We start from the raw sequence: 25,899 nt of genomic DNA on the forward strand, positions 1-25,899 counted from the left end.
GCAGGCGGGGCGCAGGTGCGGGAGCGCAACGCGTCCGTGGCTGGCGTTTGCGGCCCGTCGCTGATGAAGGGCTCGGGCCGAGTATCCGGCCCGCGGCCGGATTTGCGTACTGACCGATGTCAGCGCGCGGCGCTGAATCTTCGGCGATTGGCCTGGACCTGGGCCGGGCGCGGCTCAGGCGGCCTCGTCGGTTTCCAGCGCCTTGTCCACGCGGCGGAACCACTCGCCGTCGTTAGGCACGAACATCGAGCAGCACTCCATCGGCGCCTTGTAGATGTGCAGCGACACCGCCACCGAGTCTTCGCTGGCGTTGCGGATGGTGTGGTACTCGTGCGGCGGAATCAGGCTGCCGGCGCTGCCGGGGCCGGCATGCATGCCGCCGGCGGCGCGGAAGCGGAAGTTCTCGCCGTTGCGTTCCAGCAGCTCGAACTGGGTGATTTCCAGCTCGCCGTCCCACACGCCTTCCACGCACCACAGGCCGCTGTGATCGTGCATCGGCGTGCCCTGGCCCGGGCCCCAGGTCATCGCGACCACGCTATAGCCCAGTTCCGGGCTGCGGTAGAGCTCGCGGCGCGCGTAGTGGTCCTGGATCGGGTCGAACACGCAGTCGGGCAGGTTGACGTCGCGGTCGCGGATCATCTTGCACAGGGTGTTGCGCAAGGCCGCGGTGACGGCGTGCTCGTCGCCGGCGGCGACGGCGTCGTCGATCGCGGCGACCAGCTTGTCGTGGCCGGGGAAGTCGAAGTCGGGCAGGGTGTCGGTGGCGTTCATGCCACAGATTCTACGCCCGTCCGCAGCTCGGCGAGAAATCCCGCCACCGCCGGGCCGAAACGGCCGATATCGACCAGGAACGCGTCGTGGCCCTGCGGCGACTCCAGCGGCAGGAAGCGCGAATCGGCGCCGCCGGCGCGCAGGCCGTCGGCGATTTCCTGCTGTTGCTGCAACGGGAACAGGATGTCGGTGTGCACGCCGATCGCCAGCGCCTTCTCGACCCGGATCGAGGCCAGGCCGCGATGCACCTGTTCATCATTGTCGAGCCCATCGCCGCCGCCGCAGTAATCGCCGATGTCGAACCAGTCCATCGAGCGGCTCAGGTACAGGTAGCAATTGGGATCGAAGCGGCGCACGAAGCGGCGGGCGTGGCCTTCCAGGTAGCTTTCGACCTCGAATTCCAGGCCGAAGGGTTCCTCGTCGGCGCGATCGGAATCCAGGCGCACGCGGCCGAAGCGGCCGTCCCACTCCAGCGCCGAGCGATAGGTGATCACGCCGAGCTTGCGCGCCATGCGCATGCCCGATTCGGGGTAATGGGCGTCGTCGTACTCGCCCTGGTTCCACTGCGGGTCCAGGCGGATCGCTTCGCGCTGCAGCGAGCGGATCGCGATCGAGAACGGCAGCGCGCGCGCCGCGCCGGAGATGTTGATGTGGTTGCGCGCCAGGCCCGGGTGACGCGCCAGCAGCGCCAGCGCGGTCATGCCGCCCATCGAGTTGCCGATCACGCAGGCCAGCCGCTCGATGCCGAGCGCGCGCACCACGTGCGCGGCCGCGTCGGCGCCGTCTTCGACCGACAGCTCGGGGAAACTCAGCCGATAGAGCTCGCCGCTGGCGGTGTCGATCGAGGCCGGGCCGGTCGAGCCTTTGCAACTGCCGAGCGAGTTCACGCAGATCACGAACCATTGCTCGCTGTCGATCGGCTTGCCCGGGCCGAGCATGGCTTCCCACCAGCCGGGCTCGGGATTGCCCGCGTTGGCCGCGGCGTGCGCGTCGGGCGACAGGCCGGTGACGATCAGGATGGCGTTGTCGCGCCGCGGGTTGAGCTGGCCCCAGGTTTCATAGGCCACGCGCGCGCCGGTGAGGGCGCCGCCGCGCTTCATCGGGAACGGCGAGGGCAGGTCGATGTGGCGGGTGCCGGGCGGGATGAATTCGGTCATGCCTTGCTCGTGTGGCCGGCGGAGCCGGTGTCCTTCATTGGGTGGAAGCGGCGCCGCGATGAGCGGTGCGATAGTCGCGTTGCAGCCTAAACCATCGTCGCTGTTCGCGGTCGGGATCGGAATGGCAATTGCGTTATCGGCACATGTCGGGGGTGTGGGGTTTGTCGGTGTGCAGAGGAAAGCGTCGGGCCTGAAGGGCCCTCCCACAAAAGACGTCGCAAAATTCTGCGTCGCCTCGATGACTTTTGTGGGAGGGCCCTTCAGGCCCGACGCTCTTGTCCCAGTTCGCGGCAAACCCTACTCGACCACGCGATCGATAACGACGACGACCTGATCCTTGCCATCGGTACGCACGCTGACCGGTTGCGAAGCCAGATCGCCGGGCTGCGGAATCGCATTGCCCGAAGCCGACACGCGCGCGAGCACCTGCACCTGTTCGAGCTGCGACAGCTTCATCGTCGGCATCGGGCTGTCGCCGTCGTCGAGGACGACTTCCAGCGGGAATTCAGCCGCCGCATGCTTCTCGACCGCGACCGGCATCGGCGGGCCGGCGACCTGGCGCGCGATCACGAACACGCTCGCGTTCGCCGGCAGCTTGGCCTTCATCGCCGCCGACAGATCGACCTTGATCCTGAGCCCGCCGGCGACGGTGGCCGAGGCGAGCGGCGCCGGCGGCGGCAGCGGTTCCAGGCCGGCTTCCTGGCGCGCGCCGTTGATCTGTTCGAGCAGGCTGTGGGCGGTGCCGGCATCGACCACGCTCAGCAGCGGCTCCCAGGTCTGCGCCGCTTCGGCCGGTTGTTCGGACTGACGCTGAGCGATGCCGAGGAACCAGCGCGCGCGCTGATGCATGGGTTGTTTTTCGATCGCGTGCTTGAGCATGGCGACCGCGTCGGCGTCGAAGCGGCGGTCGCGGGTGGCCAGCGCGCGCGCTTCGGCGGCTTCGGCCAGCAGGTCGGGATTGTCCGGCGCGAGCTTGACCGCGCGCGCGTAGGCGTCGCGCGCTTTCGCGCTCAGGCCTTCGGCGGTGTAGGCGCTGGCGAGCAGGCGCCAGCCTTCGATCTGATTCGGATCGCGTTCGAGTTCGGCTTCCAGTTGGCTTACCGCCTCGGCCAGCGTCTTGGGTTCGCGTTGTTGTTGCGGGTTGAACGCGTTCGGCGTGCCGACCAGCAGGTACAAGGCGACCGTGGCCGCGGCGAGGGCGAAGCCCAATCCGCCGCCCAGCAGCGGACGCGCCTGCCACAGCGGACGCAGCGCGTAGCCCAGGGCGAATACCACCAGCGCCGCGCCGGACGCCACGAACACGGCCATCGGGGCCGAACCCATCGTCACCGCCATCACCACTCTTGTTCCTCGTCGTTGCGCGCGGAGCCGTCGTGCGCGTCGGCGCCGCGCGCGCGGATCACCCGCGCGACCACGAAGCCGCCGGCCAACAGCACCAGCGCCGGGCCGAACCATAGCAGCCAGGTCTTGGATTCGACCTGCGGCCGGTACAGCACGAACTCGCCGTAGCGCGCGACCAGGAAGTCCCTGATCTCGCCGTCGCTCTTGCCCTGGCGCATCAGCACCAGCACTTCGCGGCGCAGATCGTGGGCGATCTGGGCGTTGGAATCGGCCAGCGACTGGTTCTGGCACATCACGCAGCGCAGCTCGGCGACCAGAGCGTGGAAGCGGCGTTCTTCGGCGTTGTCGTTGAAGCTCAGCGGCGCGGGGTCGCTGGCGGGTTGGGCGATCGCTGGCGCGGTCAGGGTGAGCGCCAAGGTCAGGATCAGGGCGGCGGTGGACAGGAGCGTGCGGGGAAGGGCAAATCCCCCCCGCCCCCCCTTTTTCAAAGGGGGGAGGGCTTCGGCTGGAGGCGATATGGTCGGAAAGCCCGTGCTGTTCCCCCCTTTGAAAAAGGGGGGCAGGGGGGATTCGCTTTTGACCGCGCCCCTCATCGACCCTTCTCGATCTTGTCCAACACCGGCAGCAATTCCTCGGCGATGACCTTATCCGTCAACGGCCCGACGAACTTCCATCGCACGATGCCCTGCCCATCGACCAGGAAGGTCTCCGGCGCGCCATAGATGCCCCAGTCGATCGCCGCCTTGCCTTCGTAGTCGGCGACCACGACGAAGTACGGATTGCCGAACTCTTCCAGCCAGCGCATCGCGTCGGCGTGTTCGTCCTTCCAGTTGAAGCCGATCACGCGCAGGCGCTTGGTCTCGGCGAAACGGGTCAGCACCGGGTGTTCGTCGCGGCAGGCCGGGCACCAACTGCCCCAGACGTTGAGCAGATACGGCGCGCCGCGCAGTTCATCGGTCGACAGCAGACGGCCGGCTTCGTGCAGCACCGGCAGCGAAAACTGCGGCGCGGGCTTGCCGATCAGCGGCGAGGGCAGTTTTTCGCGATCGGGGTTGCGCGCGAGCCACAAACCGTTGGCGAGCAGGATGGCGAGCAGGACGAAGGCTGCCAGCGGAAACCAGCGGCCCTTGTCGCTTTTCGCAGTCGGGGTGTTCATGCGTGTTGCTCTCCAGCGATGTTGCGCGCCGCGCTTGCGTGGTTCGGCGTCTCCAGCATGTCGGGATGCGACAAGGGCTCGCGCTCATCCACGCGCGCATCGGCCTTGACCCGGAAACGCCGGTCGGCCGCGGCGACGAAACCGCCGAGCATCATCAGCAGCGCGCCCAGCCAGATCCAGCGCACGAACGGCTTGACGTGCACGCGCACCGCCCAGGCGCCGTTGCCCAGCGGTTCGCCGAGGGCGACGTAGAGATCGCGGGTGATGCCGCGCGCGATGGCGGCTTCGGTCAGCACCTGGCCGCCGCTGGCGTAGGCGCGTTTTTCCGGATGCAGCACGGTCAGCTTTTCATCGCCGTCGAACACGGTGACGGTGCCGTAATCGGCCTCATAGTTCGGGCCGACGCTGTGCTTGACGTTGTCGAATCGGAACGAATACCGCCCCAGGTCCAGGCTCTTGCCCGGCGCCAGCGCGACTTCGCGCTGCACGCTCAGGCCTTCGACCAGCAAGGCGCCGATCAGGAACACCGCGACGCCCAGATGGGCGAGGGTCATGCCGAGCATCTCGGCGGTGAAGGCCGTGCCGTTGCCGCGAACGCGCGTCCACACGAAGCGCGCGGTGCCGGCCGCGACCCACACCGCGCCGCCGACGCCGGCGGCGACTTTCCACGGCCCTTGCGGCGCGAGGAAATACGCGGCGATGGCGGCGCCGAGCGCGAGCCCGGCCCACGGCACCAGCATCGCCAACGGCCGCGACACTTGCTCGCGCTGCCAGCGGAACAGCGGCCCGAACGGCAGCAGCAGCACCAGCGGCGTCATCAGCAACACGAACATCAGCGCGAAGTAGGGCGGGCCGACCGAAATCTTGCCCAGTTCCAGCGCATCGGCCAGCAGCGGGTACAGCGTGCCGAGCAACACCATCGCGCAGGCGGTGGTCAGCAGCAGGTTGTTGGCCAGCAGCAGGGTTTCGCGCGAAGCCAGTTCGAACGGCTTGCCGGCGGCATCCTCGCCCGACGGCGCGCGCAGCGCGTACAGCAGCAGCGAGCCGCCGATGACGATGCCGAGGAAGATCAACACGAACAGGCCGCGGGTCGGATCGGCGGCGAAGGCGTGCACGCTGGTCAACACGCCGGAGCGGACCAGGAAGGTGCCCAGCAGCGACAGCGAGAACGCGGCGATCGCCAGCAGCAAGGTCCAGCCGCGGAAGCTGCCGCGCTTTTCCGTGACCGCCTGCGAATGCAGCAGCGCCGCGCCGGCCAGCCACGGCATGAAGCTGGCGTTTTCGACCGGGTCCCAGAACCACCAGCCGCCCCAGCCCAGTTCGTAATACGCCCACCACGAACCCAGGGCGATGCCGAGGGTCAAGAACGCCCAGGCGACATTGGTCCACGGCCGGGTCCAGCGCAGCCAGCGCGCATCGACCTTGCCGTCGAGCAGCGCGGCGATGGCGAACGCGAACGGCACGCTGAAACCGACGTAGCCGGTGTAGAGCATCGGCGGATGGATGATCAGGCCCGGGTCTTGCAGCAGCGGATTGAGATCGCGGCCTTGCGCGACCGCCGGCAACAACCGCGCGAACGGATTGCTGGTGAAGATCAGGAAGGCGAGGAAGCCGACGCTGATCACGCCCATCACCGCGAGCACGCGCGCGATCACCCGCGACGGCAGCGCCTTGGAGAACTTGGCCACCGCGCCGGTCCACAGCGCCAGCACCAGCGCCCACATCAGCAGCGAGCCTTCGTGCGCGCCCCACACGGCCGAATAGCGATAGGCCATCGGCAGCAGCGTGTTGCTGTTTTCGGCGACGTAGCGCAGCGAGAAATCCTGTGCGACGAAGGCCTGGGTGAGGATCACGAAGGCGAAGCCGACCAGCAGCAACTGCGAATACGCCGCCGGCCGCGCGATCGCCATCCACGATTCGATGCCGCGATGGGCGCCGAGCATCGGCAGCGTGGCCTGCACGATCGAGATCAGCAGGGCGAGGATGAGGGCGATCTGGCCGAGTTCAGGCAGCATGTCGGGTCGCCTTGTCGCGGGTGGAGCGAAGAGCGAATCCCCCTCGGTCCCCCTTTTGCAAAGGGGGAAGACAAGCGGGCTTTGCCGAAGAATTCAGAGCACGGCTACTACTGCGAGTTCCGGACTTGAGCGCGCCACCCTCACCACCTCGTGCTGTTCCCCCCTTCGAAAAAGGGTGAAGGGCCGCTGCTTGCGAACCGCAGGTTCGCGCGGCACTGAACGCACGCAGGCTATGCCTGCGGGCCGGAGGGCAGGGGGGATTCGCTCTTGCTCCAAGACGCACAGAAATCAACGCCCAGCCTCCGCGCCGGCAGGCGCGGCGACATCGTGCTTCTTATGCGCCTGCCCCATCTTGTCCGCGACTTCCTTCGGCATATAGGTCTCGTCGTGCTTGGCGAGGATTTCCTCCGCGACGAACGTACCGCCCTGCATGCGCCCGGTGGCGACCACCGCCTGCTTCTCGCGGAACAGGTCCGGCAGGATGCCGGTGTACTTCACCGGCAGTTCGGCGTCGCCGTCGGTGACGCGGAAGCTGGCGTCCATCGAACCGGGCGCGCGCTGGAACGATCCGGCCGCGACCATGCCGCCGAGACGGAAGCGCGCGCGTTCGCCGGCTTCGCCGCGCAGGATCTCGGCCGGCGTGTATAGGTAAGCGACATTGCGCTGCAAGGCGGTGGCGACCAGCGCGGTCGCGATACCGGCGGCGGCGACCAGGCCGATCACCCAGAGCAGACGGCGGCGGCGGGTTGGATTCATCGGTTCAGATCATCACGGTTGGGGCTGCGCGCCGCGCCGCGGGCCGCGCGCTGGCGCGCATTGCGCAACTCGCGGCGGATCTGCAGCCGGCTGGCGAGGAAATCCCAGCCCAGCACGATGGCGAAGACCGCGTAGGCGGCAATGACGTAGTTCCGGTATTCCATCACCGCGCGTCCTGCGTGCTGGATCGGGTCTGGGCGACGCCGGCGAGTTCGGCCACCCAGGCCTTGCCCTGTTCGCGGCGCAGGTTGTCGGCGCGCGCGCGGGTCAGCAGTGCGCCGATAAACCACAGTTTGGTGCCGACGATCATCCAGATCAGCGGCGCCAACATGCTCGGGTCCATCGTCGATTTGCCGAACAGGCTGATGGTCTGGCCCTGGTGCAGCGAGTTCCACCACACCACCGAATAACGGATCACCGGCAACAGGGCGACGCCGACGATGGCCAGCAGTCCGGCCGCGCGCGCCGCGGCGCGACGGTCGTCGATGGCCTGATACAGGCCGATCACGCCCAGGTACAGGAACAGCAGGATCAGCTCGGTGGTCAGGCGCGGGTCCCAGTCCCACCACGTGCCCCACATCGGCTTGCCCCAGATCGAACCGGTGGCGAGGGTGATCAGGGTGAAGCCGGCGCCGATCGGCGCGCAGGCCATGGCCAGGATCTCGCACAGCTTGATCCGCCAGATCAGCGCGATCGCGGCGTAGACCGCCATCAGCCCGAACACCGCCATGCTCATCCAGGCGCTGGGCACATGGATGTAGAGGATGCGGAAGCTGTCTTTTTGCTGGTAATCGGCCGGCACCTGGAACAGGGCGCCGTACAGGCCCCAGGCCATGACCAGCAGGCCCAGCGCGTAACCCCACACCGCCCAACGCGCGGCGAAGCGGTCGAAGTAAGGCGGCGAGCCGAGTTTGTGGAACCAGCGGACGAGTGGATTCATTCAGTGGTTCGTTCGAAGGTGTTCGGCATCTGGGTCGCTGGGCGGCCTGGACGGGTTGGAGCGCGCCAGCCGGGCTGCCGCGCGGGTTCGATCGCATTGAGTTCCGACTATGCAAGCGCGCCGTCAGTTCAGCGCGATGCGAATCGCCGCCGCCGCCGCCAGCGGAGCCAGCAGCAGCGCCACCACCAGACCGGCGGCCAGCAACAACAGGGCGCCGACCGGGTCCAGTCCCTGGGCCGAGCGGGCCACGCTGCCTGCACCGAACACCAGCACTGGAACGTACAACGGAAGCGCCAACAAGGCGACCAGGATACCAGAGCGCCGCATCCCGACCGTCAGCGCCGCGACCACCGCGCCGAGCAGGCTCAGCAGCGGCGTGCCCAACGCCAGTGAGGCCAGCAGCACCGGCAGTTGCTCGTGCGGCAGGTACAGCAGTTCGCCCAGGAACGGCGTCGCGACCAGCAGCGGCAGCGCGGTGGTGGCCCAGTGCATGAAGGTGCGCACCGCGACCAGCCAGCCCAGCGGCACCGGCGCCAGCATCCATTGCTCCAGCGAGCCGTCCTCGGCATCGCCGCGGAACAAGGTGTCCAGCGACAACAGCCCGGCCAGCAGCGAGGCCAGCCACAGCACCCCGGCCGCGACCCGGGACAAGGCCTGTTTCTCGCCGCCCAGGGCCAGCGCGAACAGCACCACCATCAGCAGCGCAAACAATGCCGGCTGCAGGGCGTCGCCGCGGCGGCGCCAGAGCAGGCGCAGGTCGCGCGCGAGCAGGGCGCGCGCCGAGCCGATCAGGCCGGGCATGGCCGCGCCGTCGCTGGGCGTCTGCGCGAACGACTTGGTCTGCGTGTTCATGCGGCCTTCTCCATCACCAGTAGCCGCGTGCGCACCGGCGGCGCCGCATAGGCGCCGTGCGTGGTCACCAGCGCCGCGCCGCCTTCGCGCAGGTGCGCCTGGACCATGCGGTTGACCAGCTCGATGCCTTCCAGATCCAGGTTGGCGTAGGGCTCGTCCAGCAGCCACAGCGGCGCCGGCGACATCCACAGCCGGGCCAGCGACAGGCGTTTTTTCTGCCCGGCCGACAACTGGCGGGCGAGGGCGTCCTCATAGCCGGCCAGGCCGACGATGGCCAGGGCGTTGGACGGCAACTGGCTGCGCCGGCGGCCCTGCAGGCCGCACAGGAAATCCAGGTTCTCCATCGCGCTCAGGTCGGCCTTGAGCCCGGGCAGGTGGCCCAGGTAGGTGATCGCGCGCGCGCGCCGGGCCGGGTCGCTGGGGTGTCCGTCGAGTTCGATCGTGCCTTCCTCGGCCCGCAGCAGCCCGGCCAGGACCCGCAGCAGCGTGGTCTTGCCGGCGCCGTTGTCGCCTTGCACCAGCAGGGCCTCGCCGGCATCGACGGCGAAGTCGAGCGGCCCGAACACGGGATCGTCGTTGCGCGTGAAGCGCAGACCGCGGGCCTGCAGCAGCGGCGGAGCGTGGTGTTCGGAAGGGGGCATCAGTCAGGGACGTAAGGCCGACGGGGCCGCGGGACCGGCATTTTATGCGAGTCGCCGGGCCCATAACCGTGGCGGCGCGTCGCGGCGGGGCGGCGAGGGCCGATCGGGGCGGTCGCCGGGCGGGCGACACATATATATGCAGGGGCCGCGGCGGCCGCTTAGTCCTCGACCCAATCGGTATGTTCGGCCGGCTCGGCGTCGCGCGGTCGCGCGATCAGCATCCGCAGCCGCACCGGCTCGCCGCGTCGCCAGACCAGCACGCCGGCCTGGCCGAAGTCGCGGGCCAGGGTGTTGGCGAGGGCATCGTCGAGATCGGCCAGCAGCCAGCCCGGTTCGCGCCATTGGCCGGCCTGGTCCTGGGCCCAGGCGGCGTGACGCTGCACGCCGGCGGCCTCCAGGCGCGCGACCAGGCGTTCATCGGCGGCCTGGTTGGCGCTGTCCGAATGCGGCTGCGAGGCCGGGTTCCAGGCGCTCACGAACACATAGCGCGCGGCCGGCCAATACGCTTCGAGATCCCGCGCCGGACGGCCGACCCGCAGCGGCAGCGCGTCGCCGTCCAGGGCCACCGCGTATTCCGCCACGGCGTAGGCGAGCGCGAGTTCGGCGGCATCGACGACCTGTAATTGGCGCATGTCGGCAGTCTCCCGGGACGATTACGGCAGTGCAAACGGCGCCGACGAACGGGCGCCGTGCCGACGCTGGACCCTTGGTGACGGGTCTGTCCACCGTGGCGGCGACATATGGATATGTCCGGGCGTCATCGCCGCCGCCGCTGCCGGTCTGACGAACCGCAACCCACATTCCGTACACTCGGCCTCCTCGCAGGCCTCCCGTTTCCAGCTCATGACGCTAGCCACCAAGCTGCCGAAAGTCGGCACTACCATTTTCACCGTGATGTCGCAGCTCGCACTCGAGCACCAAGCCGTGAACCTCGGCCAGGGCTTCCCGGATTTCGATGTCCCCGAGCGCCTGATCGAAGCGCTCAACCGCGCCATGCGCGAGGGCAAGAATCAGTACGCGCCGATGACCGGCATTCCGGCCTTGCGCCAGGCCATCGCGGCGAAGACCGAAGCCTGCTACGGCTACCGTCCCGACGCCGACAGCGACATCACCGTCGTGTCTGGCGCCAGTGAAGCGATATTTGACGCGATTCATGCGGTCGTGCGTCCGGGCGAAGAAGTGATCGTGCTCGATCCTTGTTACGACAGCTACGAGCCGGCGATCGATCTGGCCGGCGGCGTCGCGGTGCACGTGCCGCTGGACCCGCACACCTTCGCCGTGGATTGGGATCGAGTGCGCGCGGCGGTGACGCCCAAGACCCGCATGCTGATGATCAATTCGCCGCACAACCCGTCCGGCGCCATGTTCGACGCCGACGACATCGCCCGGCTCGGCGAATTGTTGAACGACACCGGCATCTGGCTGTTGTCCGACGAGGTCTACGAGCACATCGTCTTCGACGGCCGCCGCCACGAGTCGGTGCTGCGCTATCCGCAGCTGCGCGAACGCGCCTTCGTGGTGTCCAGCTTCGGCAAGACCTACCACTGCACGGGCTGGAAAATCGGGTACTGCATCGCACCGGCCGCTTTGTCCGCCGAACTGCGTAAAGTCCATCAGTACAATAGTTTCTGCAGCTTCGCGCCGGCACAGTGGGCGTTCGCGGAGATGATCGAAGCCGAGCCCGGGCACTATCTGGAGCTCGGCGCGTTCTATCAGGACAAGCGCGATAGTTTCCGCGAGCAACTATTGACCACCCGGCTCAAGCCGTTGCCGGTGCCGGGCGGGTACTTTCAGTTGGTGGACTACTCCGAAATCAGCGATCTGGCGGATGCCGAGTTCTGCCGCTGGCTGACCGTGGAGAAGGGCGTGGCGGCGATCCCGCTGTCGCCGTTCTACGAGTCGCCGCCGCACGGGCAACGATTGGCACGGCTGTGCTTCGCCAAGAATCGGGCCACATTGGATGCCGCTATCAAGAGGTTGGTCGCACTTTAATTGCATTCTTGCGATGGATATCTCATACGCTCTTGTCGTAAGCTTCAGGTTCGGTCTACTCTTTGGGTACGAGTGTCGCTAACACTCGGAAAGAGTCAGTCGTCAGTAGGGGGGGTTCATGGACAGAACGATCATCGTGAACCGTGCGTCCGGCACGGTCATGCAGTCGCCGCCTGATGCAGCGCGGGCAGACGCTATGCGCCCGCATGCAAGAAGCGTGTCCTTTGTCTCAGTTTGGTCGGCCTTAGTCTGGCCGCCTCAATTCCGATAACACCGCAAACACGGTGCCATGCGCTTGCGGCCGAACAGGCCGGCGTCAGGGCACCGTCCGGACGACTGCGCGCACAAGATCAACCTATGGCAGGGGAAAGCGTGAGAAATTCAATTGCAATCAGCCCGCGTCTGTGGACCGCGATTCTGCTGGCGGTCGCGCTGACGGGCTGCGCCACTCGCCCGGCGCCCGATTTCGGCGGCCGTTGGAAACCGGTGAATCGTTACGCCGAGATGCCCGACGAAATTCCGCTGCACAAGTCGTACGTGTTCTATCCGTCGCCGATGGACGGCACGTTGAAGAACATGCTGACGCGCTGGGCGAAGGATTCGAACCTGAAGCTGGACTACCAGCATTACTCGGATTTCACCCTGCATCAGGGCGTGGCCCAGATCAACACCACCAGCCTGCCGGACGCGGTCGCGCAGTTGAACACCGCGTACGCCGGCCATGGTGTGGTGATCGCCCGCGAAGGCGACCAGATCGTGGTGCGTTCGGCGGTGTCCGCGCCGGCCGCTGCGTCCGCGTCCTCCGGCGGCCCCGACGCCTCCTCGCACGCCACCGTCGCGGCGCCTACGCCCTGACCGGCCGTCGTCGCACTCAGGCGAAGACATCGCACCGATCGGATCCGGATCCGATCGGTGCGCAGCGAATTTCCATCGATATGGATGCAGCATAGATGTTCGGAAAAAAGAACGTAACTCCGCAGGTGGAAAACGCCATCGCCAAGGCGGCCAACTTCGAGGTCACCGTTGCCGATCTGGCCCGGCGCAGCGAGAAGCGCGCATGGATCGTCGCGTTTACGTCCATCGTGATGGCGCTGATCCTCGCAGGCGGCTATTTCTACTTCCTGCCCTTGAAGGAAAAAGTCCCGTATCTGGTCATGGCGGACGCCTACACCGGCACGGTCACGGTCGCGCGGCTGCGCGACGACTTCAGCAAGAACAGCATCACCTCCAGCGAGGCGATCAACAAGAGCAACATCTCTCACTTCGTGATGGCGCGCGAATCCTACGATTACTCGCAGATCGGCGACCGCGACTGGGCGACGGTGTTCGCGATGGGTTCGCCCTACGTGACCAAGTCCTACGAGAACGTATACCTGGGCTCGAACCCGCAGAACCCGATCACCTTGTTCGGCAAGAGCAAGACGATCCGCGTGCGCATCCTCAGCATCCAGCTGCATGCCGCCGCCGGCGACAGCGCGGTCAAGACCGCTTCGGTCCGCTTCCAGCGCAGCTTGTTCAACAAGGAAAGCGGCACCCAGCTTCCGATCGACAGCAAGATCGCGGCGATCGAATACACCTACAAGTCCAACCTGAAGATGGACGAGACCAATCGCGTCCTCAATCCGTTGGGCTTCCAGGTCACCAGCTACCGCGTGGACAACGATTACGCGCCGTCGCCGCCGGCCGCCCCGGAATTCCCGGTCGGCTCGCCGCCCGCCGCGGGCGGCGTCCCGGCTGCGGCCGCGCCGGCGATCGATCCGGCCACCGGCCAGCCCATCCCTGGCGCGGCGCCGGCTCCGGCCGCGTATCCGCCCGGCACCGTCCCACCCCAACAGCCCGGTGTCGCGCCGCAACCAGGCGTTGCGCCGCAGCCAGGTGTCGCGCCGCAACCCGGCGTGGCGCCGGCCCCGAATCCCGCCAGTCCGGCCGGCGCGCCGACGGCACCTGCACCCGCACCGACCGGTACTGCGAATGGAGTCAGCACCCGATGAACTGCTTGCGTAAACACAGTCTGATCGCCCTGTTTTTGTTGGCGCTCTCCGGTCTGGCCCTGCCTGCCTCAGCGCAGGTGGTGCAGGAATACGAGTACGAATCCAACCGCATCTACCAAGTGCGCACCGGCCTGGGCATCACCACCCAGATCGAACTGAGTCCGAGCGAGAATATCCTCGACTACAGCACCGGTTTCAGCAGCGGCTGGGATCTGAGCCGTCGCGACAACATCTTCTACTTGAAGCCGAAGAACGTTGACGTCGACACCAACATGATGATCCGGACGACGACCCACTCGTACATCCTGGAACTGAAGGTGGTGGCGACCGACTGGCGCGTGCTCGAGCAGGCCAAGCAGGCCGGCGTGCAGTACAAGATCAAGTTCGTGTACCCCAACGGCACCGAGTTCTCCGCGGCCAAGGAGGCCAGCGAAGAAGACCAGCCGATGACGGAGTTGAACACGCGGCTCGACAAGAACCGCCTGTACAACTTCGAGTACCAATACTCCAGCCGCAAGAAGCAATCCTGGCTGGTGCCCAGCAACGTGTACGACGACGGCCAGTTCACCTACATCAAGATCAGCGGGCTCAAGAACCTGCCGACCGGCAACTTCCCGGCGGTGTTCGGACGCGAGCGCGAAAGCGGTGAAGACTTCGTCGTCAACACCACGGTCGAGGGCAACACCATCGTGGTTCACGGCACGTACCCCTACTTGATCATCCGTCACGGCAACAACGTCGTCGGTCTGCGCAGGAAGAAGCAGAAATGAGCCAGAACATGCCTCCCAATCAGCCGGGTCAGCCCGAAGGAAACAACGGCACTCCGCAGGAAGGCGGCAGCTACGGCTACGCCGGCGCCAATCCTTACTACGGTCAGCAGGGCGGCGGGGCCGCCGCGCCGGACCTGGACGCCAACGCGCCCATGCTCAAGAGCAGCGATGTGCAGCGGTTGAACCGCAAGGCGCTGCTGTTCCTCGGCGCCATCGTGCTGCTGTTGCTGGCGGCCGCGTTCTTCCTGCTCAAGAGCGCTACTTCTGGTGACGACGAGCCGAAGAAAGTCGACGAGGAAGTCGTGACCGTGCCGGACGCACCGGTGGGCGCGCAGTCCACGGCGCTGCCGCCGTTGCCGCCGCCGACCGTGGCGGCCGAACCGATCGGCATGGTTCCGCCGCTGCCGCCGGAACAGCCGGAGTCGCAGGGCAACGTCGCCGAAGCCGAACCGCGTGATCGCGGTCCGAGCCTGCTCGAACGCCGCATGGCGGGCGAGGTGGGTTCCTCCGGTGGTGGCCAGGGTGGCGAAAATTCGGCGATGACGCCCAGCCAGCAGTATCTGGCGATGGTTGCGGCGCAGAACGGGCAGGGCGGTCAGGCGGCACAGCCGGAGAAGCCGGAAGTCGCATCGGCGCAGCCGCTGTACAACCCCGACACGCTTTTGCTGCGCGGCACGTACATCCGCTGCATCATGGAAACCCGCATCATCACCGACATCCCGGGCTTCTCGTCGTGCGTGGTGACCGAGCCGGTGTATTCCGTCAACGGCCGTCGCCTGCTGCTGCCGAAGGGCTCGAAGGTATCCGGTCGTTACCAGGGCAACGCCGGCGACCTCAAGCGCGTGGCCGTGCTATGGGATCGCATCACCACCCCGACCGGCCTGGACGTGAACATGGCCAGCCCGGGCATCGACGGCCTTGGCGGCGCGGGCATCCCGGGCCAGTACGACGCGCATTGGGGCAGCCGCATCGCCTCGGCGCTGCTGATCAGCCTGATCAGCGACGCATTCAAGTACGCGGCGGCGGAAAACGGTCCGGAAAGCACCACCGTGACCCAGGGCGGCACCGTGATCACCCAACCGTATGAGAGCAACACGGCGCGGGCGATGGAACGTCTGGCCAACCAGGCGCTGGACAAGAGCGTCAACCGTCCCGCGACCGTCACCATTAACCAGGGTTCGGTGGTGAATATCTACGTCGCCAAGGACGTGGACTTCTCCTCGGTACTGCGCTGAGATGGATTCGGATAATTCACCGATCGCACAGGTTTCCAACGACTTCCTGGAGTATCAGTACCAGGTGCTCGGCATCCTGGAGTACATGAGTTCTCCGGATGTCACGGAAATCTGCATCAACCGGCCGGGCGAGCTGTACCTGGAAACCCGCGCCGGTTGGGAGCGTCTGGAAGTGCCGAGCCTGACCTACGATCGGGCCCGGCAGTTCTGCACCGCGGTGGTCAACGAGAGCAACACCGGGCAGCGCATCACCGATGCCGACCCGGTGGTCTCTCTGACCTTCCCGACCGGCCAGCGCGCCCAGTTCGTGATCCCGCCGGCCTGCGACTCGGGCAAGGTCTCGATCACCATCCGTCTGCCGTCCAAGCACAGCAAGACCTTGCAGCAGTACCAGGAAGACGGCTTCTTCGAGCAGATCCTGGAGACCACCGCATCGGTCAGCGAGCACGACCGCGAGCTGCTGGAGATCCGCGCTCAGCGCAACTACGCCGAATTCTTCAAGAAAGCGGTGCAGTACAAGAAGAACATCGTCGTCGCCGGCGCCACCGGCAGCGGCAAGACCACCTTCATGAAATCGCTAGTTGGTCACATTCCTGACTACGAGCGGCTGGTCACGATCGAAGACGCGCGCGAGCTGTTCATCACGCAGCCGAATGTCGTGCACTTGCTCTACTCGAAAGGTGGACAAAGCACGAGCAACGTCACGGCCAAGAGTTGTATGGAAGCGTGCCTGCGCATGAAGCCGGACCGGATCATCCTGGCCGAGTTGCGCGGCGACGAGTCCTTCTACTTCATCCGAAACTGCGCGTCCGGTCATCCAGGTTCCATCACCAGCTGCCACGCTGGCAGCACGACGCAGACTTGGGACCAGTTGTCGCTGATGGTGAAGGCCTCGGCCGAGGGGTCCGGCCTGGAGTTCGCGGTGATCAAGCGTTTGTTGCAGCTGACGATCGATATCGTCGTGCACATCAAGGCCCATGCGGGACAGCGCTATATCACCGGCATCGACTTCAGTCCGGAGCGCCAACTGGCGGCGAATTGACGACAGCCGGGCAGGGGTTTCGTTGACAAAGCTGGCTGCCGCGTGAATGATTACGTCGGCGACTTGGGTTCGCAGCCCCGCCGGTATCCGTTTAATAGTGAAAGGAATTGTTGCCAGGATTGGCGCAGGGGGGGACTAGGGAATGTTGCCCGGTATAGAACTGACAAATTGCACGGGCTTGGCGGTTCCGCACGAAGTGATGCATCACGTCGTGCGCGTGGAGTCGTCCTTCAATCCCTATGCCATAGGCGTGGTGGGCGGCCGTCTGGTGCGCCAGCCCAAGACCCTGCCCGAAGCCGTCGCCACCGTGCGCATGCTCGAACGCCGCGGCTACAACTTTTCCCTCGGCGTCGCCCAGGTCAATCGTTACAACCTCGGCAAGTACGGCCTGGACTCCTACGAGAAGGCGTTCGAGGTCTGCCCCAATCTGCAGGCCGGCTCGCGCATCCTGGCTGAGTGCTATCAGCGTTCGCAGGATTGGGGTAAATCCTTCAGCTGTTACTACTCCGGCAATTTCGTCACCGGCTTCCGCCACGGTTACGTGCAGAAGATCTACGCCTCGATGCGCGACAACCAGGCCCTCGGGGCCGGTGTCGAAGCCATCGCGGTGATCGGCGATCCCAAGCAGCCTTCCAGCGGCATGAAGGCGGCGGCGATGGCGCCGGTCTCGGCCGCGATCTATGCGCCGGCCCGTCGCAGCGGTTCGTCGCGCATGGACGCCCTGATCGCCTCGCGCGTGCGTGAGCCGGACACCGCCGCGACCCAGGCCGCCGCTTCGGCGCTGGTGGCCGCGTCCGCCCAGCCTTCCAACCTTGCCGCGGCGATGCCGATGGCGGCCCCGCCGGCGCCGATCGCGCCCGTGGCCGCCGCCGTGCCTCAACCGCAGCAACCGGTCACCGTCTCGCTGGCAAGGCCGGGCGTAACCAGCAACGCGCCGGCGCAAAAGCCGCCTTCGCAAGGCGGCGACCAGGCCTTCGTCTTTTGATCCGCTTCCGGTTGAATCCATTTCCAGCATTTGAATCCGCATCGATCCGAACCCGTTTCGCCTCCACCGACCGCATCACCCACGTACCTAGCTCGACTACGCCCACAACGAACAGAAGGGATATCTCATGAACTCCAACATTTATTTCAAGAACTTCCTGTCGGCCTTCGCCATGGCCACCGCTTTCGTCGTCCTGCTGATGCTGCCGGAAGTCGGCTTCGCTCAGACCGACGCCAAGAGCCGTGTCAGCAACTTCTTCACCAATCTGAATTCGCTGCTGAACATCGCCTCGATCGCCGTCGTCACCATCGCGGTGATCTTCGCCGGCTACAAGATCGCGTTCGCGCACAGCAAGATCTCCGACGTCGCCCCGGTTCTGATCGGCGGCTTCCTGATCGGCGCTTCGGCCCAGCTGGCCAAGATGGTCATTCCGGACGATTCCAAGCTGAATGAAGGCGGCACCGCCATCATGATGATCCTGCAGAACTATGCATAAAAACGTGCTCTTCCGGGGTTGTACGCGCCCGCCCATGTTCCTGGGCGTGCCGTACGTCCCGTTCGTGTTCGGAGCGGGCAGCTGCCTGCTGATCACGTTCTACGCAAATATGTATTTCATAGTTTTGCTGCCCGTCGTGATCTTCATCATGCGTCAGATGGCGCGTCGCGACGAAATGATCTTCCGCCTGCTCGGCTTGCGTCTGCAGTTCCGTTTCAGAATGCGGAACCTGCAGCAGCATCAGGGCATGTGGGTGTTCACGCCTAACTACTATCGCAATCCGGGCGACAAGAAAAGCTGATGATGACCGTAGCCGCCATGCGTTCGCGCATGGTGGCTGCGGCCGACTCAGGGCCGTGCATTAGCAGGCCCCGTCATCGGCAGCGACACCCGATTCGTTTCCCACCTCAACGGATACGCCAGCCTCTTCATGTTCACACCCGATACCCCCATCAGCGAATTCATCCCGCTGTCCACGCATGTGGCGCCCACCGTGCTCAAGACCACCGGTGGCGATTTCCTGATGGTGTGGCGTCTGGGCGGTCTGCCGTTCGTCGGCCGTGAAGAGTGGGAACTCGAACACCGCCACAACACCTTCAACCGGTTGCTGCAGACCCTGCGCGCGCCGGATTTCACCAACGTGGCGTTCTGGGTGCACGACCTGCGCCGTCGCCGCCGCATCAAGACCGAAACCAAGTTCGATCAGCTCTTCAACCAGGACTTGTCCGACGGTTACTTCGCCTCGTTGTCGGCGCAGAAGCTGATGCAGAACGAGCTGTACCTGACGATGATTTTCCGCCCGATCGTCGGCAGCAAGCGTTTCGTCGAGAAGTCCACCAGCACGCAAAGGCTGCAGGACGAGCAGGACGAGGCAATCAACAAGATCCAGGAACTCGCCGGCAACGTCGAGGCGGTGATCAAGGACTATGCGCCGGTCCGCCTGAGCATGTACGAAGCCAAGAACGGCATCGTCTTCTCCGAGGCCCTGGAGTTCTTCGGCTATCTGCTCAACCGCCTGGACGAGCCGGTGCCGGTGCTCAACGCGCCGGTCTACAACTACCTGCCGGTCAGCCGCCTGACCTTCTCGGCCAAGAGCGGCGACTTCGTCGTGACCACGCCGACCGGCGCCAATCATTTCGGCGCCATCCTCAATATCAAGGAGTTTGCCGAGGGCACCTATCCCGGCATCCTCAACGGTTTGAAGTATCTCGATTTCGAGTACGTCATTACCCATTCCTTTAGCCCCATGGGCCGTCAGGACGCGCTCAAGGCGCTCGACCGCACCAAGGGCATGATGGTGTCCTCCGGCGACAAGGCGGTCAGCCAGATCGTCGAGCTCGACTACGCGATGGATCAGCTCGCCTCGGGCAACTTCGTGCTCGGCGAGTACCACTTCACCTTCGCCGTCTACGCCGAAAGCCAGGAGAAGCTCTCCGCGCAGATCGCGGCCGCGCGCGCCGAACTGTCCAACGCCGGCTTCGTCTCGGCCAAGGAAGACCTCGCGGTCACCGCGTCCTTCTATTCGCAGTTCCCGGGCAACTGGAAGTACCGCACCCGCCTGGCCAACGTCAGCTCGCTGAACTTCCTCGGCCTGTCGCCGCTGCATAACTTCGCCACCGGCAAGCAGCACAACAATCCCTGGGGCGACAGCGTCACCACGCTGCAGACCACTAACGGCCAGCCGTACTACTTCAACTTCCACGCCACTCATCCGGCCGAGAATTCGCTCGGTGAGAAAGCCATCGCCAACACCATGGTGATCGGCAAGTCCGGTACCGGTAAGACCGCGCTGATCAACTTCCTGCTCAGCCAGGTGCAGAAGCTCAAGCCGACGCCGACCATCTTCTTCTTCGACAAAGACCGTGGCGCCGAGATATTCGTGCGCGCCTGCGGCGGCAACTATCTCGCCCTCGACAACGGCCAGCCGACCGGCTTCAACCCGTTCCAGTGCGAGAACACAGAGGAAAACGTCCAGTTCCTCTCGGACCTGATCAAGGTGCTGGCCGCCAAGGGCCAGTATTCGGCGCGCGAGGACGAAGACATCCACCGCGCGGTCGAGAACATCCTCGACACGCCGGTGCACCTGCGCAGCATGACCAACCTGCAGAAGAGCCTGCCCAACATGGGCGACGACGGCCTCTATGCGCGCCTGCGCAAGTGGACCGCGGGCAATTCGCTGGGCTGGGTGTTCGACAACCCGGTGGACACGATCAACCTGGAAAAGGCGAACATCATCGGGTTCGACTACACCGAGGTGCTCGACAACGCCGAAGTCCGCGTCCCGGTCATCAACTATTTGCTGCACCGTCTGGAGCAATTGATCGACGGCCGCCCGCTAATCTACGTCATGGACGAGTTCTGGAAGATCCTCGACGGCGGCGGCGCCCTCAAGGATTTCGCCAAGAACAAGCAGAAGACCATCCGTAAGCAGAACGGCCTGGGCATTTTCGCCACGCAGAGCCCGGAAGATGCGCTGGCCAGCGACATCTCCGCTTCGCTGATCGAACAGACCGCGACGCTGATCCTGTTGCCGAACCCGAACGCAAGCCGCGACGACTACATCGAGGGCCTCAAGCTCACCGATGCCGAGTTCGAAGTGGTGCGCAGCCTGGACGAGCGTTCGCGCTGCTTCCTGGTCAAGCAAGGCCATGCGGCGACGGTGTGCCAGCTCAACCTGCGCGGCATGGACGACGCCCTGGCGGTGATCTCGGCTTCGACGGACAACATCGAAATCATGCATTCCGTTCTGGAAAAGGCCGCCGCCAAGGCAGGCGTCACCCAGGACAACCTGACCCCCGAGCAGTGGCTGGCCGATTTCTACGCCAATCGCAAGGGCTCGGGCAAGGGCAAGGCGGTCTCCGCGGACGCACGGACGGAGCGAGCCTGACCCTGGATGGGACAGGGGTCCGTTCTAAAGAGATAGCAAGGCACTGACGGTATCGCTGTAAACCGTTCCAGGTTGGGATGCCGGGGCGGCCACTCAAGGAGAGTCGAACGATGCACTTCAAATCATCCGCCTGGCCCTTGCTCTGTTCGCTGCTGCTCGGCGTTTGCGCGCTGTTGGCGCCGCGCCCGGCGGCGGCGCAATGCATGTACGACTTCACGTACACGCAGACGTTCTACGGCGCCTGCATGACCCAGATCACCCAGGGTCTGAATAATATCGAATGGGTCACCGACACGATGACCCAGATCCAGAAGTACACCTCGTGGCAGGACCAGCTGAAGAAGCAGAACGAGCGCTTCGAGCAGTTGCGTTCGGGCGCTTCGCAGATCACCGAACTGGCCGGCAATCGGGACAAGATCGATGGCCTCAAGGAACGCGGTGAGGAAGACGGCGTCGCGGACGTGTGCGGAAAGAACAAGGGCAGGAGCTACGTCGCCGATGAGCAGTACCTGCTTTGCCAGGCCCGGCAGCGATTGGTGAACAAGCGCTTCAACGTGCTGGTGAAGATGTTCAAGGATGCGGAGACCCGCGACAAGAAGATCCAGGACATCCGCTCAAACCGCAGCGGCATCAGCGGCGCCAAGGACAGCGGCCGGCTGATCGGCAACACCAACGCCAATATGCAAATGCGCGCGTCGACCAAGAACGACTCGCAGAATTACATAATGACGATGGAACTCTATACATCGATGATCGCCGCGCTTGACGAGGAGATCGCGAGGAGCGCGGAGAAGGCGCTGACGGGCAAGGGCGCCGACAAGAAAGGGCCGTTCAATTTGCCGCCTATCGTGGGCTCGGTAGCGCAGGGGCTGACTCTGAAAGTCGCCTTGGCCGCCGCCAGATCCCGAGACCTCTGAACGCCGGGCGATACCGGATTACCGTCTTTCATATTCAAGGATTCCGATCATGAAGCACACTTCCTCTCAGTCCCTCCACTCTCTGGCGTTGAGCCTGGCCGTGGCCGCATCGTTCGGCCTGATCGCGTTGACGCCGATGCCGGCGCATGCGATCTGGGCCTCCGAAATCACCCAGGGCATGAACAATGCCGAGCTGGTGGCTTCGACGAAGAAGCTCAAGGATCAGTACGACAGCCTCATGGATCAGCTCAACACGCTGCAGAAGCAGTACGACCAGCTGAATCCGGGCAACTTCAATCTCGGTGCGATCACCGGCTTCCGCGACAACAACGCCGAATTCAAGGAGCGTGCGCTCAATTACGGCGAGGAAGTCTGCGATAACGCCCGCAACGATGCGGCGACGCAGCAGAAGCAGATCTGCACCAAAGCCGTGGAAATTCGCAACCGGCGCTTCAATGCGATGGTCAAGATGCTCAAGGACGTGAAAACGCGCGACGGCGAAATCAAGAAGCTGTTGGACAAGCGCAAGACCTTGACCGCGGCGAAGGATAAAGGCCAGCTGGACGCGAACACCAACGACATCGCTCGTCTGCAGGCGCAGATGGAAAACGATATCCAGAACGGCAAGTACACCTTGGACACCTATACGGTGATCCTGACCACCTTGAACGAAGACATGGCCGCGACTGCCAAGCAAGTCCTGACCGGCAAGGGTGGCGCCAAGAAGGATTCGCCGTTCAGTCTGCCGCCGATCGTGGGTACGGCCTTGCAGGGTCTTGCGCTGAAGGCCGCGCTAGCCGGCGCGCGTACTCGAGATCTTTGATTCCGACTGCCCGCGCCCCAGGCGCGGCGGCAGCTAATGCATAACACCAGGCGAACCTATGGGTTCGCCGATGGAGACGGAAAGACGTATGGACATCCACATCGTATCGCTGGGAGCCAGTTCGTTGTCGGGCTGGATGGATTTACACGTGAGCGGTCTGTTGAACTGGCTCGACCTGCACGTGGCCGGCGGTCTGCAGAACATGCAGTTCTTCACCCTGATCAAAGAACATCTGGACAAGATGATCATGAAGTTTCAGGGGAATCTGCTTAAGCGCGTAGGTCAGTTGATCGGCGCGATCGCGGCGACGGTGGTGACGTTGTGGATCATCGTGCAAGGCTTTCGCATCGTCACCGGCCAGTCGCGCGAGCCGATGATGAACCTGGTCGTGAACTCGTTGAAGTCGGTGCTGATTGTGGGCATCGCGTTGTCGGCGGCCATGACCGCGGACAAGTCCTATGAAAAGCTGACCGATGGTTTGTCTCACGTGATCCGGGAGACGGTGACCGGGCGCGATGACGATGGCCCGTACGCGGACATGGACGAAGTGCTCGGAATCATGCAGGCCGGCTTGCAGTTGGTCGGTTCGGTCGACGACGGCCAGGACCCGGAGGCGCAGGCGAGCAAAGACAAAGCAATGAACATGCTGGGCGTGGGGCTCGGCGGTCCAGTCATCATGGCGATGATCGCGATGATGTTGAACAAGATCGCTATGGCTCTGTTCATAGGAACAGGTCCATTCTTCATCCTGTGCCTGATGTTCGATCAAACCAAAGCCTTGTTCCAGAAATGGCTGTTCTATGGTTTGGCGACCATGATGTCGATGGCGGTCTTGATCGTGATGACAACGATTTCGATTGACCTGGTCATAGCGGTGGGTGGAGCGTTCTGGGCGGCTGACCTGCTTGGTCTGGGTAGCAGCAAAGAAAGCCTGATGAGTTTGGCGCTGCAGCAGGGTGGTTTGGGTACGATTTTGTCCGCCTTGATTCTGACAGCCCCACCGATGGCGGGTGCGTTCTTCAATGGTGTGGTGGGTCAGCTGGGTGGCAGCAACTTCTTCCAAGGTAGTGAATTCAAGCCTAGTAACCAGCAGCAGTCGAGCGCACCGATCCAGCAGGGCCAGCCGGGTTGGGTGCCGCAGATGCAGACGCCTCCCTCCAATAACACTTATCAGCGGCAGGATGTTGGAAGGGATAGGCCAACAAGATAGATTCCTGAGTAGGAGCGCTTTATGAGCACGAAGAGTAACTGGTTGTTTGTTTGCGCCCTCTTACTCAATTCCGGGGCGGCTCTTGCTGAGCAAGGCTGCCCGGACGGATTTATTCCTAATCCAGCACCGACAGGCACTCCTGGACAGAATCAATGTATCCAGGGGCAGATGCCGAGTTATGGGCCGGTCGAGTCGCAGCAGCCGACGGGGCCCCGTTGGGCGAAGCGTTGGGGAGCTTTCACGTCAGACTCCGTAACCAGTAAGGTTGGTGTTTCCAGCGGTGCTGCGAGCAAGCGGACAGCCGAAAAAGAGGCTGTTCAAGACTGCAAGCGCCGTGGAGGCTCTAAATGCGAGGTCATCCTGGCTTTCAACAACCAGTGTGGCGCAATTGCCTGGGGTGAAAGGCCTGGCGCTAAGGGTGTTCTTAGCGCAGTCAGTGCGGCATCTGATGATCAAGCGAAGGCTGGTGCGCTTAAAGAATGCAGCCTGAAGTCAAACGAATGTGAAATATTTCTCTCCGAATGCAGTCAGGCGGAGCTTGTGCAATGACGCGAGATCGTTCGCTTTGGTTGGGGGTGTCTCGTTAAGTATTGTGCTGGATGAAAATGAATCGGCGCCTTTATTAGGGCGCCGTTTTCATTTAAGGGGTTCAGGCTTGCAGTGCGCAGCCATTATCTATGGAGGCGATGCAGAGATTGTGCGGTCGGCTGCCACGAGTACTGCTACGGATTAAGTCTCCGATGCCGTTTACATGCGATGTGCTTAGTGTGCACTTCGATTCCACATCGGTGGAGCAATGAAAAGGCGCATCAAGGGAGATGTTGCTTCGGTTACAATCCCCGCAAATCTAAGGCCAACGGAGTCGAATGACATGAATGTCGAAAAATCCTCGACCGTCCTTGCCATGATCGTGCTGCTCGCGATCTCCTCCATCTACTCTTCGGTCGTCCAGGCAGAGCAGGGCTGTCCCGATGGATTTGTTCCCAATGCTGTGCCGACCGGTATCCCTGGACAAAACCAATGCATTCCAGGTCCTCCGCAGGGGGATGGCAGCGGAAGCGGATATTCGTCAATGGCGAGCCATCACGACGGACATGGGGCATTTGCCTTCGATTCGGCGGCGATGGCGGTAGGCGCCAGCGATATTAAGACGGCTTTCGCGCGTTCGTGGCAGGCCAAATGGTCCGCGCTTAGAAGCTGCAAGAAAAATGGCGGAAGCGATTGTAAGATCATCGCGACATTCGAAAACGAATGCGCGGCGGCAGTTCTGGGAGCAGCCGATAGCAGCAATGCTAAGGCCACCGTTTATGTCGGCAAGGGTCCGAGCATCGACGCCGCGCAGTACGACGCGGAGCAGCGTTGTAAGGCTACCGGTTCGCCCGTATGCAAGGTCGCATATTCGGATTGCGCGATGCCTTGGCAAGATTAGGCCGGCAACAGCGATCGCTTGCGAGAGGTGAGTTGCCTTGCAGGCGGGGACGTCAGGTTCGGTGGAGGCTTTGCTGTGAAAACGGTTGGATGGCTTTTGCTGGGCTTGGCTTGCATCGCCTCGATTCGCGCTCACGCTGAGCAGGACTGTTCGGATGGCTTCTATCCTGGAGGTACTCAGCCAGGAGGACAAACCTGTGTGCCGATTCCTGGCTACGGGACTTCTGGCGGCAGAGAATGCGAGGTGTTTTTCTCTGACTGCAGCTACGCGCAGCGCGTGCGTTAGTTGATTATTGACGGGGCGCCGGCGAAGACGCAGGCACGCTGGATCGGCGAAAGCACGTTCCAATCGTCAAGATTGCATATCGGTCGTGGAAGTCCCCGCGATGACCCTGCCGGCAACCGCGATCCGCATCTCAGCTGAGTGCATCACGCGTCCGCCGCCGCAACATTCCGCTTTCAAATCCCCATGACGGATGGCTGTGCTACAACTC

At 64.2% G+C, this 25,899-nt stretch carries 26 protein-coding genes and 1 pseudogene; 15 read left to right on the forward strand and 12 right to left on the reverse strand.

Going from position 1 to position 25,899, the window contains the following annotated elements; translation table 11 throughout:
• Positions 1-174: 174 nt before the first annotated feature.
• The 12 genes from J7J50_RS11625 to J7J50_RS11680 all read right to left on the reverse strand — a co-directional run bounded on the left by J7J50_RS11625 (position 175) and on the right by J7J50_RS11680 (position 10,261).
• Positions 175-771 (reverse strand): cysteine dioxygenase family protein, encoded by a 597-nt coding sequence (locus tag J7J50_RS11625; RefSeq protein ID WP_251044348.1) that lies wholly within the window; start codon positions 769-771, stop codon positions 175-177.
• Positions 768-1,928, reverse strand: a complete 1,161-nt coding sequence (locus J7J50_RS11630) for a homoserine O-acetyltransferase (protein WP_215058135.1) — start codon at positions 1,926-1,928, stop codon at positions 768-770. The genes J7J50_RS11625 and J7J50_RS11630 overlap by 4 nt, the downstream gene beginning before the upstream one ends.
• Positions 1,929-2,225: 297 nt before the next feature.
• Complete coding sequence (locus tag J7J50_RS11635; protein ID WP_215058185.1) at positions 2,226-3,236, reverse strand: tetratricopeptide repeat protein; 1,011 nt, start codon at positions 3,234-3,236, stop codon at positions 2,226-2,228.
• Positions 3,237-3,262: 26 nt separating this feature from the next.
• Positions 3,263-3,712: a cytochrome c-type biogenesis protein gene (locus J7J50_RS11640; RefSeq protein ID WP_251044357.1), complete on the reverse strand. Its 450-nt coding sequence runs from the start codon at positions 3,710-3,712 to the stop codon at positions 3,263-3,265.
• Between the two features lie 146 nt (positions 3,713-3,858).
• Entirely contained in the window at positions 3,859-4,425 is a 567-nt protein-coding gene (locus J7J50_RS11645; RefSeq protein ID WP_215058137.1) for a DsbE family thiol:disulfide interchange protein, read from the reverse strand.
• Positions 4,422-6,440, reverse strand: coding sequence for a heme lyase CcmF/NrfE family subunit (locus J7J50_RS11650; protein WP_215058138.1), 2,019 nt, complete (start codon positions 6,438-6,440; stop codon positions 4,422-4,424). The genes J7J50_RS11645 and J7J50_RS11650 overlap by 4 nt, the downstream gene beginning before the upstream one ends.
• A gap of 288 nt (positions 6,441-6,728) precedes the next feature.
• The gene (gene ccmE / locus J7J50_RS11655) at positions 6,729-7,196 is read right to left on the reverse strand and encodes a cytochrome c maturation protein CcmE (protein ID WP_215058139.1); all 468 of its coding nucleotides are present in this window, start codon (positions 7,194-7,196) and stop codon (positions 6,729-6,731) included.
• Entirely contained in the window at positions 7,193-7,360 is a 168-nt protein-coding gene (ccmD, locus tag J7J50_RS11660) for a heme exporter protein CcmD (protein WP_215058140.1), read from the reverse strand. The genes ccmE and ccmD overlap by 4 nt, the downstream gene beginning before the upstream one ends.
• Positions 7,360-8,136: a heme ABC transporter permease CcmC gene (gene ccmC / locus J7J50_RS11665; RefSeq protein ID WP_215058141.1), complete on the reverse strand. Its 777-nt coding sequence runs from the start codon at positions 8,134-8,136 to the stop codon at positions 7,360-7,362. Before ccmC ends, ccmD begins: the two co-directional genes overlap by 1 nt.
• A 123-nt stretch (positions 8,137-8,259) precedes the next feature.
• Complete coding sequence (gene ccmB / locus J7J50_RS11670; protein WP_215058186.1) at positions 8,260-8,937, reverse strand: heme exporter protein CcmB; 678 nt, start codon at positions 8,935-8,937, stop codon at positions 8,260-8,262.
• A 47-nt stretch (positions 8,938-8,984) separates the two neighbouring features.
• The gene (gene ccmA / locus J7J50_RS11675; protein WP_215058142.1) at positions 8,985-9,629 is read right to left on the reverse strand and encodes a heme ABC exporter ATP-binding protein CcmA; all 645 of its coding nucleotides are present in this window, start codon (positions 9,627-9,629) and stop codon (positions 8,985-8,987) included.
• A gap of 158 nt (positions 9,630-9,787) precedes the next feature.
• Entirely contained in the window at positions 9,788-10,261 is a 474-nt protein-coding gene (locus J7J50_RS11680; RefSeq protein ID WP_215058143.1) for a DUF3293 domain-containing protein, read from the reverse strand.
• A gap of 211 nt (positions 10,262-10,472) precedes the next feature.
• On the opposite strand from J7J50_RS11680, the gene J7J50_RS11685 reads away from it, so the two are divergent.
• The 15 genes and pseudogenes from J7J50_RS11685 (at position 10,473) to J7J50_RS11755 (ending at position 25,406) form a co-directional block, all read left to right on the forward strand.
• Positions 10,473-11,621, forward strand: coding sequence for a pyridoxal phosphate-dependent aminotransferase (locus J7J50_RS11685; RefSeq protein ID WP_215058144.1), 1,149 nt, complete (start codon positions 10,473-10,475; stop codon positions 11,619-11,621).
• A gap of 372 nt (positions 11,622-11,993) precedes the next feature.
• The gene (locus J7J50_RS11690; RefSeq protein ID WP_343222491.1) at positions 11,994-12,476 is read left to right on the forward strand and encodes a hypothetical protein; all 483 of its coding nucleotides are present in this window, start codon (positions 11,994-11,996) and stop codon (positions 12,474-12,476) included.
• A 95-nt stretch (positions 12,477-12,571) separates the two neighbouring features.
• On the forward strand, positions 12,572-13,612 hold the full coding sequence (locus J7J50_RS11695) for a type IV secretion system protein (RefSeq protein ID WP_215058145.1): 1,041 nt from the start codon (positions 12,572-12,574) through the stop codon (positions 13,610-13,612).
• Complete coding sequence (locus J7J50_RS11700; protein WP_215058146.1) at positions 13,609-14,382, forward strand: TrbG/VirB9 family P-type conjugative transfer protein; 774 nt, start codon at positions 13,609-13,611, stop codon at positions 14,380-14,382. Before J7J50_RS11695 ends, J7J50_RS11700 begins: the two co-directional genes overlap by 4 nt.
• The gene (locus tag J7J50_RS11705) at positions 14,379-15,617 is read left to right on the forward strand and encodes a TrbI/VirB10 family protein (RefSeq protein ID WP_215058147.1); all 1,239 of its coding nucleotides are present in this window, start codon (positions 14,379-14,381) and stop codon (positions 15,615-15,617) included. Before J7J50_RS11700 ends, J7J50_RS11705 begins: the two co-directional genes overlap by 4 nt.
• A gap of 1 nt (position 15,618) precedes the next feature.
• Positions 15,619-16,659, forward strand: a complete 1,041-nt coding sequence (virB11, locus tag J7J50_RS11710) for a P-type DNA transfer ATPase VirB11 (RefSeq protein ID WP_215058148.1) — start codon at positions 15,619-15,621, stop codon at positions 16,657-16,659.
• A gap of 142 nt (positions 16,660-16,801) precedes the next feature.
• Positions 16,802-17,272: pseudogene (locus J7J50_RS24795) on the forward strand (lytic transglycosylase domain-containing protein); the annotation flags it as partial.
• 499 nt (positions 17,273-17,771) lie between these two features.
• Entirely contained in the window at positions 17,772-18,140 is a 369-nt protein-coding gene (locus J7J50_RS11720; RefSeq protein ID WP_215058150.1) for a TrbC/VirB2 family protein, read from the forward strand.
• Complete coding sequence (locus J7J50_RS11725) at positions 18,133-18,441, forward strand: VirB3 family type IV secretion system protein (protein WP_083512509.1); 309 nt, start codon at positions 18,133-18,135, stop codon at positions 18,439-18,441. The genes J7J50_RS11720 and J7J50_RS11725 overlap by 8 nt, the downstream gene beginning before the upstream one ends.
• A gap of 129 nt (positions 18,442-18,570) precedes the next feature.
• On the forward strand, positions 18,571-21,027 hold the full coding sequence (locus J7J50_RS11730) for a VirB4 family type IV secretion/conjugal transfer ATPase (RefSeq protein ID WP_215058151.1): 2,457 nt from the start codon (positions 18,571-18,573) through the stop codon (positions 21,025-21,027).
• A gap of 110 nt (positions 21,028-21,137) precedes the next feature.
• Complete coding sequence (locus tag J7J50_RS11735; RefSeq protein WP_215058152.1) at positions 21,138-21,944, forward strand: hypothetical protein; 807 nt, start codon at positions 21,138-21,140, stop codon at positions 21,942-21,944.
• 49 nt (positions 21,945-21,993) lie between these two features.
• Positions 21,994-22,767 carry a hypothetical protein gene (locus J7J50_RS11740; RefSeq protein WP_215058153.1) on the forward strand — a complete coding sequence of 258 codons (774 nt, stop codon included), beginning with the start codon at positions 21,994-21,996 and terminating at the stop codon, positions 22,765-22,767.
• An 88-nt stretch (positions 22,768-22,855) separates the two neighbouring features.
• Entirely contained in the window at positions 22,856-23,977 is a 1,122-nt protein-coding gene (locus J7J50_RS11745) for a type IV secretion system protein (RefSeq protein ID WP_215058154.1), read from the forward strand.
• Between the two features lie 21 nt (positions 23,978-23,998).
• On the forward strand, positions 23,999-24,526 hold the full coding sequence (locus J7J50_RS11750; RefSeq protein WP_215058155.1) for a DUF4189 domain-containing protein: 528 nt from the start codon (positions 23,999-24,001) through the stop codon (positions 24,524-24,526).
• A 322-nt stretch (positions 24,527-24,848) separates the two neighbouring features.
• Entirely contained in the window at positions 24,849-25,406 is a 558-nt protein-coding gene (locus J7J50_RS11755) for a DUF4189 domain-containing protein (RefSeq protein ID WP_215058156.1), read from the forward strand.
• Positions 25,407-25,899 lie beyond the last annotated feature (493 nt).

It is taken from the genome of Lysobacter sp. ISL-50, from assembly GCF_018612875.1.
In the GTDB taxonomy this organism is placed as follows: Bacteria; Pseudomonadota; Gammaproteobacteria; order Xanthomonadales; family Xanthomonadaceae; genus Lysobacter.

Coding starts and splice junctions, on each gene's coding strand:
- J7J50_RS11625 (WP_251044348.1), bottom strand. CDS start 771: ATGAACGCCACCGACACCCTGCCCGACTTCGACTTCCCCGGCCACGAC.
- J7J50_RS11630 (WP_215058135.1), bottom strand. CDS start 1,928: ATGACCGAATTCATCCCGCCCGGCACCCGCCACATCGACCTGCCCTCG.
- J7J50_RS11635 (WP_215058185.1), bottom strand. CDS start 3,236: ATGGCCGTGTTCGTGGCGTCCGGCGCGGCGCTGGTGGTATTCGCCCTG.
- J7J50_RS11645 (WP_215058137.1), bottom strand. CDS start 4,425: ATGAACACCCCGACTGCGAAAAGCGACAAGGGCCGCTGGTTTCCGCTG.
- J7J50_RS11650 (WP_215058138.1), bottom strand. CDS start 6,440: ATGCTGCCTGAACTCGGCCAGATCGCCCTCATCCTCGCCCTGCTGATC.
- ccmE (WP_215058139.1), bottom strand. CDS start 7,196: ATGAATCCAACCCGCCGCCGCCGTCTGCTCTGGGTGATCGGCCTGGTC.
- ccmD (WP_215058140.1), bottom strand. CDS start 7,360: ATGGAATACCGGAACTACGTCATTGCCGCCTACGCGGTCTTCGCCATC.
- ccmC (WP_215058141.1), bottom strand. CDS start 8,136: ATGAATCCACTCGTCCGCTGGTTCCACAAACTCGGCTCGCCGCCTTAC.
- ccmB (WP_215058186.1), bottom strand. CDS start 8,937: ATGCCCGGCCTGATCGGCTCGGCGCGCGCCCTGCTCGCGCGCGACCTG.
- ccmA (WP_215058142.1), bottom strand. CDS start 9,629: ATGCCCCCTTCCGAACACCACGCTCCGCCGCTGCTGCAGGCCCGCGGT.
- J7J50_RS11680 (WP_215058143.1), bottom strand. CDS start 10,261: ATGCGCCAATTACAGGTCGTCGATGCCGCCGAACTCGCGCTCGCCTAC.
- J7J50_RS11685 (WP_215058144.1), top strand. CDS start 10,473: ATGACGCTAGCCACCAAGCTGCCGAAAGTCGGCACTACCATTTTCACC.
- J7J50_RS11695 (WP_215058145.1), top strand. CDS start 12,572: ATGTTCGGAAAAAAGAACGTAACTCCGCAGGTGGAAAACGCCATCGCC.
- J7J50_RS11700 (WP_215058146.1), top strand. CDS start 13,609: ATGAACTGCTTGCGTAAACACAGTCTGATCGCCCTGTTTTTGTTGGCG.
- J7J50_RS11705 (WP_215058147.1), top strand. CDS start 14,379: ATGAGCCAGAACATGCCTCCCAATCAGCCGGGTCAGCCCGAAGGAAAC.
- virB11 (WP_215058148.1), top strand. CDS start 15,619: ATGGATTCGGATAATTCACCGATCGCACAGGTTTCCAACGACTTCCTG.
- J7J50_RS11720 (WP_215058150.1), top strand. CDS start 17,772: ATGAACTCCAACATTTATTTCAAGAACTTCCTGTCGGCCTTCGCCATG.
- J7J50_RS11725 (WP_083512509.1), top strand. CDS start 18,133: ATGCATAAAAACGTGCTCTTCCGGGGTTGTACGCGCCCGCCCATGTTC.
- J7J50_RS11730 (WP_215058151.1), top strand. CDS start 18,571: ATGTTCACACCCGATACCCCCATCAGCGAATTCATCCCGCTGTCCACG.
- J7J50_RS11735 (WP_215058152.1), top strand. CDS start 21,138: ATGCACTTCAAATCATCCGCCTGGCCCTTGCTCTGTTCGCTGCTGCTC.
- J7J50_RS11740 (WP_215058153.1), top strand. CDS start 21,994: ATGAAGCACACTTCCTCTCAGTCCCTCCACTCTCTGGCGTTGAGCCTG.
- J7J50_RS11745 (WP_215058154.1), top strand. CDS start 22,856: ATGGACATCCACATCGTATCGCTGGGAGCCAGTTCGTTGTCGGGCTGG.
- J7J50_RS11750 (WP_215058155.1), top strand. CDS start 23,999: ATGAGCACGAAGAGTAACTGGTTGTTTGTTTGCGCCCTCTTACTCAAT.
- J7J50_RS11755 (WP_215058156.1), top strand. CDS start 24,849: ATGAATGTCGAAAAATCCTCGACCGTCCTTGCCATGATCGTGCTGCTC.